Source organism: Flavobacterium sp., from assembly GCF_041911335.1.
Lineage (GTDB): Bacteria > Bacteroidota > Bacteroidia > Flavobacteriales > Flavobacteriaceae > Flavobacterium.
The window spans coordinates 13,712-27,269 of sequence record NZ_JAYRPD010000023.1 but is presented as its reverse complement, the minus strand read 5'-3'; the positions used below and the strand labels follow the sequence as shown (position 1 = coordinate 27,269).

The 13,558-nt window shown below is 30.2% G+C and carries 10 protein-coding genes; 4 read left to right on the top strand and 6 right to left on the bottom strand.

The genetic code is table 11. The features are described from left to right. Positions 1-250: 250 nt before the first annotated feature. Positions 251-1,411: a glycosyltransferase family 4 protein gene (locus ACE3PD_RS02920; RefSeq protein WP_374399375.1), complete on the top strand. Its 1,161-nt coding sequence runs from the start codon at positions 251-253 to the stop codon at positions 1,409-1,411. Here ACE3PD_RS02920 and ACE3PD_RS02915 read toward each other — a convergent pair. Continuing rightward, positions 1,391-1,798 carry an FdtA/QdtA family cupin domain-containing protein gene (locus tag ACE3PD_RS02915; protein ID WP_374399373.1) on the bottom strand — a complete coding sequence of 136 codons (408 nt, stop codon included), beginning with the start codon at positions 1,796-1,798 and terminating at the stop codon, positions 1,391-1,393. The two genes, ACE3PD_RS02920 and ACE3PD_RS02915, sit on opposite strands and share 21 nt — an antisense overlap. Further along, positions 1,776-2,594: a glycosyltransferase family 2 protein gene (locus tag ACE3PD_RS02910; RefSeq protein ID WP_374399371.1), complete on the bottom strand. Its 819-nt coding sequence runs from the start codon at positions 2,592-2,594 to the stop codon at positions 1,776-1,778. The genes ACE3PD_RS02915 and ACE3PD_RS02910 overlap by 23 nt, the downstream gene beginning before the upstream one ends. Positions 2,595-2,666: 72 nt before the next feature. Here ACE3PD_RS02910 and ACE3PD_RS02905 point away from each other — a divergent pair, with 72 nt between their 5' ends. Continuing rightward, a complete protein-coding gene (locus ACE3PD_RS02905; protein ID WP_374399369.1) occupies positions 2,667-3,809 on the top strand; it encodes a glycosyltransferase in 1,143 nt (380 codons plus the stop codon). Here ACE3PD_RS02905 and ACE3PD_RS02900 read toward each other — a convergent pair. The 4 genes from ACE3PD_RS02900 to ACE3PD_RS02885 are packed head-to-tail and all read right to left on the bottom strand — an operon-like array spanning position 3,772 to position 8,426. Beyond that, positions 3,772-5,076, bottom strand: coding sequence for a hypothetical protein (locus ACE3PD_RS02900; RefSeq protein ID WP_374399367.1), 1,305 nt, complete (start codon positions 5,074-5,076; stop codon positions 3,772-3,774). The two genes, ACE3PD_RS02905 and ACE3PD_RS02900, sit on opposite strands and share 38 nt — an antisense overlap. Next, complete coding sequence (locus tag ACE3PD_RS02895) at positions 5,060-6,346, bottom strand: O-antigen translocase (protein WP_374399365.1); 1,287 nt, start codon at positions 6,344-6,346, stop codon at positions 5,060-5,062. The genes ACE3PD_RS02900 and ACE3PD_RS02895 overlap by 17 nt, the downstream gene beginning before the upstream one ends. Before the next feature lie 2 nt (positions 6,347-6,348). Beyond that, positions 6,349-7,449, bottom strand: coding sequence for a DegT/DnrJ/EryC1/StrS family aminotransferase (locus ACE3PD_RS02890; protein WP_374399363.1), 1,101 nt, complete (start codon positions 7,447-7,449; stop codon positions 6,349-6,351). Continuing rightward, positions 7,446-8,426: a GNAT family N-acetyltransferase gene (locus tag ACE3PD_RS02885; protein WP_374399361.1), complete on the bottom strand. Its 981-nt coding sequence runs from the start codon at positions 8,424-8,426 to the stop codon at positions 7,446-7,448. The genes ACE3PD_RS02890 and ACE3PD_RS02885 overlap by 4 nt, the downstream gene beginning before the upstream one ends. Before the next feature lie 110 nt (positions 8,427-8,536). On the opposite strand from ACE3PD_RS02885, the gene ACE3PD_RS02880 reads away from it, so the two are divergent. Both ACE3PD_RS02880 and ACE3PD_RS02875 read left to right on the top strand, forming a co-directional pair. Beyond that, positions 8,537-10,357: a gliding motility-associated C-terminal domain-containing protein gene (locus tag ACE3PD_RS02880; RefSeq protein ID WP_374399359.1), complete on the top strand. Its 1,821-nt coding sequence runs from the start codon at positions 8,537-8,539 to the stop codon at positions 10,355-10,357. A gap of 98 nt (positions 10,358-10,455) precedes the next feature. Then, positions 10,456-13,485 (top strand): amidohydrolase family protein, encoded by a 3,030-nt coding sequence (locus ACE3PD_RS02875; RefSeq protein ID WP_374399357.1) that lies wholly within the window; start codon positions 10,456-10,458, stop codon positions 13,483-13,485. Positions 13,486-13,558 lie beyond the last annotated feature (73 nt).

The window sequence follows — 13,558 nt, the reverse complement described above, 5'->3', positions numbered from 1 at the left end:
GTTTACTTTTCTTACTAAACAATAATTTAATTGACAGTAATTACATTAAACTTTCAAAATATGGGAAAATTATAACTAATTTACACCTAACTTTTTTATTGGTCTTTTTTTTTAAAGTATTCGGAGCAAAAATTGAGAGAAACTTACTATCTGAAAAGCCAAATTTATTTCTATTTGATTTTTACAGACTATGTTACTTTTGTTTACTTCAAAAAAAGTACTCAAAGTAAATAATTAATTTTTAAATGAAATGCGAATATTACTAATCAATAATTTTAATTATCAAAATCGACTTAAAGGAGGAGTTGAAAGTTATCTTCATGAATTGATTCAGTATGCCGAAAAAAACAATTCTGATTACATCTTTAAATGGTTTGGGAAGGATAAAATAAAAACCAATTGGGTTGAGAAATTCTACCACAAAACCATTACGCAAGAAATTATTCAAGAAATAGAAAGTTTTCAACCTGATGTTATTCACTGTTTTAGTATTGGCGCACCTGTAACGCCGCATTTCATGGAATTTGCTGAATCTAAAGGAATTCCTATTGTGTTTTCTTTTCGCGATTATTATTACATCTGCCCGAAAAACTATATGCTGAATGATAAAAACGAAGTACTTCATAAACATGAAAGTGCTATAGAATGCATATTACATCATCAACCAAAACGAAATATTTTATTTGATACTTTGCTGTATTTAAAACAATCGCATCATAAAAGTATTATCAAAAAACATATTGATTATTTTTTAACGCCATCAGAAAATTTAACGCAATTTATTTCAAACCATTTTAAAAAAGAAGGCAAAACATTAGCGAATCCAATACTTATTAAACAAAACCAAAATTCTAATTCTGAAGGAAATTATATTTTGTTTGTTGGGCGATTGGTTCCAGAAAAAGGAGTTTTGACTTTATTAAAAGCATTTAAGAACATTTCAAAACAATTTCCAGATGAACAATTATGGATTGTTGGTGAAGGATATCAATTAGAAGAACTTCAGAATTTTACAGAAAACAACAAACTGCAAAACGTTTCATTTTTAGGAAACAAATCCCGTGAAGAATTACAAGATATTTATGCTAATTCCAAATTTTCAGTGGTTCCGAGCGAATATTTAGAAGCGTATGGTAATGTAATTTTAGAAAGTTTCGCTTTTGGAAAAACGGTAATTACTAGTGATTTAGTTGGAATTAAAAATGAAATTGAGCAAAATCATGTTGGACTAACTTATTCCTTCAAAAATCAGAAAGCATTGGAAGAAAAAATGATTGAACTACTTTCAAATTCAGGTTTAAAAAAGGAATTAGAAAATAATATTCCAAATTATTTAGTTACAAAGACCTTTGCGAAACATTTTTCAGATTTAGTAAACGTTTATGAAAATTTACTTAGCCGAAATCGCTAGAAACTCATCGAATTCTCTAATATAATCTGCTTCTTCAAAAACATCAGAAGCAATAACTAAACAAACGGCACCAGATGAAAAATTCTTCAATTCACGCCAAATTCCATTCATTATCAAAAGTCCTTCAAATGGTTTATTTAAAGTAATCGTTTTTACTTCTTTTCCGTCGTTTAAAATCACATCAAAACTTCCAGACAAAGCGACCAAAAATTCTTGTTGTTCTTTATGAGAATGTCCACCACGTTCTGCACCACTGGGAACATCATACAAATAATAAACGCGTTTAATTTGAAAAGGAATAACATTGTTTTCAATAACCGAAAGATTTCCTCTTGGGTCTTCGATTTTTGGAATAGAAAGTATTTTACAATTTTGTAGCGTTGACATAAGCTTTTTTTCCTTTAAGCGCTTGATTAAACAGGTAATAAACTTGAGTAAAGTTAATTTTACTTTGTTTTAAATCAAAAAATAATTTCAAAGCTACCCAAAATAAATACATTTTACCAAAAATGCGATAAAAAACAGCACTTTGTACAAAATATAATTCTGAACTACTTGTTTTTTCTCCTGTTGATAAATCAGGATGAATCAAAATTGTTTTTGGTACAAAACCTATATTCAAACCTTTTTTAATGGCATCAGAAACAAAAATAGCTTCTTCTCCCATGTAAAATGTAGATCCCAAACCAAAATTCTCATCAAATAGGACACCTTTAGATTTGATACTATCCTTTTTAAAAACCAATTCAACAGAAGAAGAATTTAATATCTCAAAATCTGAAAGTTTTGATAAAAATCGTTTTGGATATTTTTTGGGGAAATTTCCATTTTCATTTTCATACTGAAATCGAAAACCATCATGACTAGGATTGGAATTGAATGCATTTAAGACAAAATTTTCAAAACTCGATTGAAAAACCACATCATCATCAGTTAAAATAACCAAATCTTTAGAAGCCATTTGTAATGCTAAATTTCTGCTTTTAGACAATCCTTTATCAAAAGAATTAATTACTTCAACATTTTCAAAATCAGATTGTAATAATTTATCGGGAGTCGTTTGATTGATTACTAATAAATTAAAATTTGAAAAATCAGAAAATAAAAACATCGCTTTCAAAAAATCGAAACTAGTTCGATTCATCGTGGCAATTAAAATTTGAATATCCGATTTTTGATACATATTTAGCAATTGTACTATATTTACACAAAGATAAGAATTTAGAAGTCAGAATTTAGAATTTAGAAACATCACATGAAAATACTTTTGTTAGGCGAATATAGTCGTTTGCACAATTCTTTAAAAGAAGGATTAGTAGCGCTTGGTCATGAAGTCACAATTGTGGGTTGTGGTGATAAATTCAAGAAATTCCCTGTAGATTATTCAATTTATGCGGCTGTATGCAACGATAACAAGATAGCTAATTTTCTATTTAAAAGTATTCGAAAAGTTTTGGGTTTAGATTTCGAAAAAATTGAAAAAGCGATTCGATTTTATCTGCTTTTACCTAAGCTGAATGATTTTAATCATGTACAATTAATTAATTCGGATGCTTTAGAAACGTATCCAATTTTGTCAAGATTTTTATTTAAAAAGTTATTCAAGAAAATTAAAAGTCGAAGTTTATTAATTTGTGGTGATGAGACACCAATTGTAGATTATTGGTTTCAAAACGAACTAAAATATTCGGTTTTAACTCCTTATTTTGACGACAATTCTTTGGAAAAATATTTTCAATTCCCATTAAAATATCGAAAAGAAAATTATCGAAAAACGTTTCATTGGCTTAAAGAAAATTGTCAACAACTAATCACATCTGATTTAGATTATGGAATTCCGATGCAAAAAATGGGATATTCAACCACGTTTATTCCAAACCCAATAAATACAGATAAAATTGTTTTTCAACCTATAGAAAATACAAATAAAATCATCATTTTTCTTGGTATTAATCGATTGAGTTACCTTAAAAAAGGAATTAATTATTTCGAAAAAGCTTTAGAAATAATTCGAGAAAAATATGCTGATAAAGTAGAAATAATTGTGACTGAAAACCTTCCGTATAATGAATATATTTCCATTTACAACAAAGCACATATTCTACTAGACCAAGTTTTTGCTTACGATCAAGGCTATAATGCTTTAGAAGCTATGGCGAAAGGAAAAGTGGTTTTTACCGGTGCTGAAACCGAATTTTTAAATCAGTATCAGTTGCAAGAAGATGAAGTTTGTATTAATGCTTTACCGAATGAAACTGAAATTGCAGCAAAACTTTCCTTGTTAATTGAACATCCTGAAAAAATAATAGCAATTTCTAAAAACGCTCGAAATTTCATAGAAAAACAGCATGATTACAAAACTATTGCAACCAAATATTTAGCTTGCTGGGAAGCTTAACCTTAGTTTTTAGAAAGAGTAAAACCAATATAATCATCATAAATTCAAACGGAAAACTAAACCGATTATTAGTTCCATAAGTTGCCAAAGCTTGCAAAACAGAAGCCGAAAACACTATGGACGACAATAAAAATTCGAAAACAAATTTTCTGCTTTTTAAGAATTGAATCAGGTGAAATCCAAAAACAAATAGAAATCCAGCCTTAATTAAAACAATAAGAGCAGACTGCAAATACCAAACTCCCAAAAATAGTTTATTCGCATACTTAAAATTGAACGCTTCATAATTCCAATTGATTGTTGGTTTCCAAAAATCAAACCAAGACTTAGTGATAACTTGTTTCAAATATGCGAATGGATTTTCTTTTATTGCTGCTTTAGCAAATTTCCCCAACTCTACTGAAAATTCTGGCAAAGTTAAATTGTACTTGTCATAAGCGCCACCTTCGTAAGCATACCAAATAGTCATAGCCACGTCGCGATTTTCTCGTATAGATTTTTCTCTGTAATCCACGTATGTTTTTGAAATCCAATCGAATTCTTTTGGAGCATCTTCGGCAAAATAAACACAATTTTGCGCTAAATATAATCCTGAAATTCCTGAAGTAGAAAATTGTCCAATGTTGACTTTATTTACATACGACCAACTCCAAAAGGCTAGCATTGGAAATAGTAAAATCAAACAACTTTTACGAAAAATAGTTTTAAAATTGGGTTGTTTTAATAATAACCAAACCAAAAGCATAAAAGGAATAAAAATATAAAACGATTTGATTAAAACTAAATAACCTAAAATAAAACTCATAAGAAAATCGAACTTTAAACTTTGATTTTGAAATGGAGTTTTGGAAAGTAAATAAACAAAAACACTCATTAAAAAAAGCACCAAAGTTTCCACTAAAACACAAGTTTCGAAAAAGAAAACATTTAGAAAACTACTGATAAAAAGAGTAAATATTAAGCTATTTCGTTTTGAAAAAGCTAAATGAGTCAACGTTTTATATTGAAAGACAGAAGTTACAGTTCCTAATCCAAATTGAATAAAAACCAAAGCATATAAATTCGAATTTACAAAAGAAATCAATAATGGATAACCCGGTGAACGCAATCCATTATAATTTGAAAAATCAAAATTGGAAACTCTTTTAGCTAAATCAAGATAACCTTCAGAATCAGGAAAAATAGTTACTGAAGTATAGAATATCGAAAACAAAATCAATCGAAATAGAACTTCGATTGCGATAAGTAGCTTAAGATTTTTTGACATAAATTAGTTTTCTAAAATAAATTAACAAAACAATAAAATAAATCAGGTAAGTTATTGCATATGCCATTACAGCGCCTTCACTTCCTAATTTTGGAATAAGAAAATAACTCGAGAAAAATAAAATTATAAATGAAATAATTTCAGTTACAAAATAGCCTTTCATTATTTTTTTTGCATAAAAACGAATTCCTAAAATTAAAGATAATGCTTTGAAAAAATCACCCAAAAGTTGCCATAAAAACAAATCTGAAACCAACTCAAATTCTTTTGTTAATAAAACTTGAATCACAAAATGTCTTAAAAAATAAATTACAACTAATCCAATCCCAAAAATTGAAATTATGCCTTTGTAAAATGCAAATGTTAGTTTGCGTTCATCATTTAATGATTTTGCTTTTGTGAGTTCTGGCAAAAAATAAAATGTTATTAAAGTAGTAACAAACATCATATAAAACCCTGAAATTCGTTGCATTGCTTCATAATGTCCCGCAGCGTCTAAAGATGATTCTTTACTTATTAAATTCCTAATAAAAATATAAATAATTGGCCCTACAACCGCCGAAAAAAGCGTCATTAATCCTAACGGAAGTAAGTGATTTATACTTCTAAAATCTATTTTTCTATTTTGTAAAATTAATCGCAAAGAAAAATGTTGTCCAAAGTAATATCCCGAAAATAAAAACTGAAATATTGACAATACTGAAATCGAAATTAACGCGCCATTGATACCATATTTCCACATTAAGTACAAAGAAATAAGTAATCCAACAACATAACTAAAAATAGAAATGTAAGTAACTTTTTTGTACTCACTAAAACCATTTAGAATGGCTACAAAAAACAAATGCAGTACTTGAAAAGGGATTACAAATGCAATAAAATTTAGTATAAAATAATAATTAGAACTAGAACCAAAAATTTGTTTTCCAAAAAATCCATTTCCAAGAAAAACTAATAAACTGAGAGCTAAAGATAAAATGAAAAAAAAACAAAATAAAGAAGTTACCCAATGGTTTAATTGTTCATTACTTTCTTGATTTTTAGCACTGTTTTGAACTATTCCATTTTGCAAACCTAAAATTCCGATATTTTCAAGTGTAGATGTAAAATTCCTAAGATTACCCATTAATGCCATTCCTGAAGGTCCAATAAAATAAGCAATTGCCTTAGAAGAAATAAAACCCGATATCAAACGAACTAAAATACTTACACTATTTAAAGTTGCCGCTTTAAATAATTGATTTTGAAGTGTTTTCTTTAAAATATTCAAAATTAATAGTTATTTAAAGTGGTTATAATGTGTTGAATTTCGGAAGCTTTTAAACCCGAATTCAATGGAATACTCAACACTTCTTTATGAATTTTTTCGGTAATAGGAAACGACATAGTATTCCAATTCGCTAAAGCTTTTTGTTTATGTGGTGGAATTGGATAATGAATCATCGTTTCAATTCCGTTCTCTTTCAGATAATTTTGTAATGCTAATCGGTCTGCTGTTCGAATGACAAATAAATGAAACACGTGATTTTGAGATAAATCCCATGTTGGCATTATAATTTTATCATTTTTGATTTCTGAAAGATAACGTCTAGCCATACTTCTTCTGAACTCATTTTCAGAATCTAATTGTTTTAATTTAATATTTAAAAAAGCAGCTTGTAGTTCGTCTAATCTTGAATTTACACCAATGATTTCGTTCTCATATTTTACTTTTGAACCATAGTTTCGCATCGAAAACAAAACTGCTGCCAATGCATCATCATTAGTTGTAATAGCTCCAGCATCACCTAAAGCTCCTAAATTTTTTCCTGGATAAAAACTAAAAGCAGCAGCATGACTCAAATTTCCAGCTTTTTTATTTTCTAAAAACTGACTTCCGTGCGCTTGAGCTGCATCTTCAACAACCAAAAGATTGTATTTTTGAGCGATTGCATTAATAGCATTCATTTCGGCTAATTGTCCGTACAAATGAACAGGTAAAATAGCTTTGGTTTTTGATGTTATTTTAGCTTCAATATCGTCTGGATTGATGTTATACGTTTCCAATAGAGGTTCAACTAAAACGGGAACTAAATCGGCTTGTAAAACTGCCAGAATACTCGCAATATATGTGTTTGCTGGAACGATTATTTCATCTCCTTTTTGTAGTTTTCCTAAATGAATGTAGGCTTTAAAAATTAGCACTAAAGCATCTAAACCATTTCCAACTCCAATACAATGTTTCGTTCCACAGTAATTGGCGAAATCCGTTTCAAATTGTTTTACCTCATTGCCTAAAACATACCATCCGCCTTCTAAAAATTGCTTCATCTTTTTCTGAAAAGCAGCTTCAAAAGGTTGATTTATTTTTTTTAAATTTAGGAAATGTATCATATCAAAACGTTTTCTAAAAGTGAATAATTCTTAGTTTCAATTTCGTAAAAATTTTGAACAACTGTTCGAGCACCAAATGACTCTTTCCAATAGTGAAGACTTTCATTTAAATTTAGACCATTATTTTCATTTGAAATTCCAAAATCAAAAAATTTAGATTCTTTATAAACAGTATTCATCAAATAATCATATAAAAAATCTAATCCTCCATATAAATTATTAAACTCTTTATTACCAGAAATATATTGTGGATGAATTACATTTTTAGTTTCGAAAACGGTGACACCTCCTATAATTTTATTTTCTAAATACACATTATATTGTTTAATTTCAGTAGGGAATTTCATCTTTAACAACTTAATCTCATCAAGAGAGTGAACAGGTTCTACGTTGTATCTTTCTTTTAGATTAGGTATCAACAATTCATTCCAAAAAGAATTAAAATCGTCAACTTCTTTAACTTTTAAATTAATTTTATTTCCTTTTTCTATCCCTCTTTTACGAACTCTTGAAATTGGAATTTGGTTTGCTAAATCTACAATTGCTAATGTATCTCTTCTTAGAATTTTTGCTTGAAGTAAAAAAGAAATGTACTCCATTTCATCTGACGGAGCAGTATTGTAAATATTTGGAATTATCTTTAATTCAATTATTCTAATTTCATTTTCACTTAAAAATCTTAACACACTATGGGTTATTTGAATAACTTCTGAAAGTAAAACCGATTTATTTAGAACCAATCCACCATAAGTTAATCCTTGATGAGAATACAAAACATCTCCTACTCTATTGGCAGGTAAAATTGCTTTTAAATTATTCTTTTTATCAAATACTAAAAGCGAATAATCTTCAAATCGATCTTGATGATATTCCATAAAATCGCGATGAAACAAGAATGTTGCATTTTTAGCATGGGCTACAAAATTGTTCCATTCTTTATAATGTTCGTTTGAATACTTTTGAATTTGATACTTCATTAAAACCTTTAAATAATTCGGAAAATTACTAATTTTTTATGTTATCTGAATTCAATATATCGTTTTTTAAAAAAAATATAGTAAATTGGAACCAAATTAATGGCTCTCAAATGATTAAAAAAATTACTCTCCTACTATTTATTGGATTTCTTTTGTCACCATTTTTATTCTTTGGGCAAAATATTTCGTTGTATACGCAAATAAACGGTAGATATGATTTTACTTTCATTGGTAATACATTAAATCCTTCCGAGAATACAAATTTTTCTCCGACATTTCTTTATACACAATCTTCAGCAACATTAAATCTTGGAGTAAATGATCGAATTGAAAGAGCTTACCTATATTGGGCAGGAAGCGGACCTGGAGATACCGACATAAAATTAAATGGTGTTGATATGTCCCCTGACTTGCTAAGCAATGTCGTTGGAACAGCAAATGAGTTTACATATTTCAGTGCATTTAAAGACATTACAACTTTTGTTCAAACCACTGGAAATGGGACATATACCTTATCAGAATTTGATTTAAATAGTTATGTACCTACATATATATCAAATGCCACACAATTTGCTGGTTGGGCAATATTAGTAGTTTATGAAAATCCAAGTTTGACTTTGAATCAATTAAACATTTATCAAGGTTTAGAAGCTTTATCTCCTAATCTTCCATTGGGAATAATAGACACAATGACAATTCAGCTAAACAATTTATATTTAATTAGTAATACTGGCGCTAAAATAGGTTTCATAGCTTGGGAAGGTGATCGTTTTATTCAAGTAAGTGAGCGTTTGAGTTTTGCTGCAAACGGAACAACAAATGTATTAAGCAATACATTAAACCCTAGTGATAATGCGTTTAACGGAACCAATACTGAGACCAATTCTACAAATCTGTACAACATGGATTTAGATGTTTATTCTATTGAAAATTATATTGTTCCAGGTACAACATCTGCAACGGTCTCACTCCAATCAGGACAAGATTATGTAATGTTGAACACTGTTGTTACCAAACTAAACAGTCAATTACCCGATGCAACCATTGTATTAGAAAATCCAAATTCCACATGTAATTCAAGAGAAGTCACAATTGATTTTACTGTTTCAAATTTGAACAGCACTGAAGTTTTACAAGCCAATACACCAATTACCTTTTATGTCGGAACTGAGGCCATTGCTACAACATACACACAAAATATCATTCCAATTGGAGGCAGTGAAAATGGCACAATCACTCTTACCATTCCGAATGCTATACCTTTAAATTTCACCCTAACTGTAAATGTTGATGATACTGGAAATGGAACGGGAATAAGACCTGAATTAATTGAAATCAATAATTCTTTTCAAATTGAAATTGAACTAACTGTATCCCCGACTTTTAACAATTTAAATTCGATAACATCTTGTAATCTTGGTTTAACTAGAGGAATTTTTGATTTTTCTGGATATGCTACATTGGTTAGCACAAATCCTACTCATTTAATTTCTTTTCATGAGACCTATAATGATGCTGTACAAAATATAAATCCTATCGTAAACAGTTCTAATTACGATGCACTTACCACTCCAAAAGAAATTTTTGTTCGTATCGATAACGGTTGCTTTTCTGTTACTTCATTCCAACTTTTAACAGAAAATTGCCCACCAGTAGTTTACAATGCCGTTTCTCCTAATGGTGATGGTTCAAATGATACTTTTTTCATCGATGGTCTTCGCGATATTTTTGTAAACTTCGAGTTATTGATTTACAACCGTTGGGGCAAACATTTATGGACAGGAAACAATAATAAACCCGATTGGGACGGTTATGTAGAAAATGGCGTTGGAAGTACTCTTGCTCCTGCTGGGACTTACTATTACATCCTTTATTTAAATGATCCAAATTACCATGAACCATTAACAGGCTACTTGTACATAAACCGATAATTTCGAGTTAACAAAAGTTAAATTTTCTTAAATACGATTCTTACAATATTAAAATCGAAGATAATTTTTATCTTTAGCCTTTACTAAACCTAAAAAACATGAGATACTTATCGTTATTGTTAGTATTCTTGCTTACATTCACAAGTCAAGCACAAGAATATTTTCCAAAAAATGATGGCGTAAAACAAAGTTTCAAAAACTTTACTGCTTTTACAAACGCCACAATTTATGTATCAGCTACGCAAAAAATTGAAAAAGCAACGCTGTTAATTAAAGAAAACAAAATTGTAGAAGTGGGTACCAATGTTAGCATTCCAAAAGGAGCTAATGTTATTGATGCTACTGGAAAAACAATTTATCCATCATTCGTTGAGTTGTATAGCGAATTTGGAATTAACAAACCAACTCCAAGACCTAGTGGAAATTTCACACCTCAGTATGATACCAATCGTGAAGGGTATTACTGGAATGACCACGTAAAACCAGAATACAATGCGTACGAAAACTTAAGCTATGACACCAAAACAGCGGGAAGTTTGAGAGAAGCTGGTTTTGGAACCATTTTAAGTCATCATAGTGATGGTGTTATCGCAGGAACTGGTTTACTTTGGACCTTAAACGATTTTGGTACTAATGCGGATAGAATGTTGAAAGATAAGGTATCCCAACATTTCACATTTAGTAGAAGTAAATTTACCAAACAAAGTTATCCTTCTTCAATGATGGGAAGTATGGCTTTAATTCGCCAAGTATTTCATGATGCAAAATGGTATGCACAAGGAAATGCAACAAACAAAGATTTATCTTTAGAAGCTTTTAATACCAACAAATCTTTATTGCAAATCTTTAATGCTGGCGATAAATTAAATGCATTAAGAGCAGATAAATTAGGTGATGAATTCGGAGTAAAATACCTAATCAAAGGAAGTGGAAACGAATTTGAACGTATCGACGAAATCAAAAAAACGGGTGCTACTTTCATTATTCCATTAAATTTTCCTGATGCTTATGATGTTTCTGACCCATATTTAGCGCAACAAGTAAGCTTAAGCGATATGAAATTTTGGAATCAAGCGCCATTCAACTTGAAAATTTTAGCAGAAAATAACGTCCCATTTGTTCTTTCAACAGCTGATTTAAAAGACACGAAATCCTTTTTATCAAACTTAAGAAAAGCTGTAACTTACGGTTTACCGAAAGACAAAGCCTTATTGGCTCTAACAGAAACTCCAGCTAAATTGGTTAATCAATTTGATAAAGTAGGTTCCATTTCAAAAGGAAAATTAGCCAACTTCATCATTGTTTCAGGTGATATTTTTGAAGACAAAAGCAACATTCTAGAAAACTGGGTACAAGGAAATCGAAACATCATTGATAAAATTAACCCTACTGATATCAGAGGAACATACGATTTAGTTTTTGATAATCACAAATTCGAATTAAAAATCGAAGGAGAAACTTCAAAATTTGAAGCTAAAGCAGTTAAAGATAGCATCAACTTTGGAACAAAAATTCAATTTAATGATCCTTGGGTAAATTTAGTTATCAAAAATCAAGATACTACAAAAGCGAATTTCGTTAGACTTTCGGGAACTTTCGTAAAAGATATGATGCAAGGAAAAGCAGTTTTAGAAAATGGAAACGAAACTTCTTGGACAGCTACAAAACGAGTTACTGAAGTTAAAGAAGACAAAAAGAAAGACGACAAGAAAAACGAACCAAAAATTCCTTCGATGTATTCGGTAACGTATCCAAATGTATCTTTTGGAACAGCTGAAAAACCAAAACAAGAAACCATTTTATTCAAAAATGTAACCGTTTGGACCGGTGAAAAAGAAGGAAACTTAAAAGAAACCGATGTTTTAATCCAAAACGGAAAAATTGCAAAAATTGGTAAAAATTTACCAACGACTGGAGCCAAAGTAGTTGATGGAACTGGCAAACACTTAACCGCTGGAATCATTGACGAACACTCTCATATTGCTATTTCAAATGGAGTAAACGAAGGTGGTCAAAATTCATCGGCAGAAGTTACTATTGAAGATGTGGTAAATTCAGAAGATATCAACATTTATAGAAACTTAGCTGGTGGTGTTACTTCGGCTAACTTATTACATGGTTCTGCAAATCCAATTGGTGGTCGTGCGGCATTTATTAAATTAAAATGGGGTTATTCACCTGATGAAATGTTAGTAAAAGATGCTCCAAAATACATCAAATTCGCTTTAGGTGAAAACGTAAAACAATCGAATTGGGGAGATTTCGAAAGAAGTCGTTTTCCTCAATCGCGTATGGGTGTGGAACAAGTTTATGAAGATTATTTTACAAGAGCTATTGAATACAAAAATGAATGGGATGTATACAAATCAGGCAAAGGTAAAAATAAAGTAATGCCAAGATTTGATATCGAAATGGAAGTTATTGGCCAAATCTTAGCTAAACAGCGTTTTATCACTTGTCACTCTTATGTGCAATCCGAAATCAACATGTTAATGAAATTAGCAGAGCGTTACGGATTCAAAATTCAAACGTTTACACACATTTTAGAAGGATATAAATTAGCTGATAAAATGTCGGCTCACGGAGTTGCTGGTTCAACCTTTGCCGATTGGTGGGCTTACAAATATGAAGTTAATGATGCCATTCCATACAATGCAGCAATTATGATGAACGAAGGCGTAAAAGTTTCTATCAATTCTGATGATGCTGAAATGTCAAGACGTTTGAATCAAGAAGCAGCTAAAACGGTTAAATACGGAAACGTAACAGAAGAAGAAGCTTGGAATTTCGTAACCTTAAATCCTGCAAAAATTCTTCAAGTGGACAATAAAGTAGGAAGTATTAAAGTGGGTAAAGATGCTGATGTGGTACTTTGGTCAGACAGTCCACTTTCAATCTACTCAAGAGCAGAAAAAACGTTAGTAGACGGAATCATTTTCTATGATTTAGAAAAAGAAAAAGAGACTTTAGCATTGATTCAAAAAGAACGTGCTGAGTTAATCAATTTCATGTTAGACGCTAAAAACAAAGGAATGAAAACGCAATTACCTAAGAAAAAAGAAAACGGTCACTACCACTGTGATACTTTAGGAGAATATTGCAAAGAGTCTCATTATAAATATAATTAGTCAAAACAGCTAATTTCTAATGAAAACGTAAAACAATATGATTCAATAGAACAATTGTCCCCTTGAGGGGACT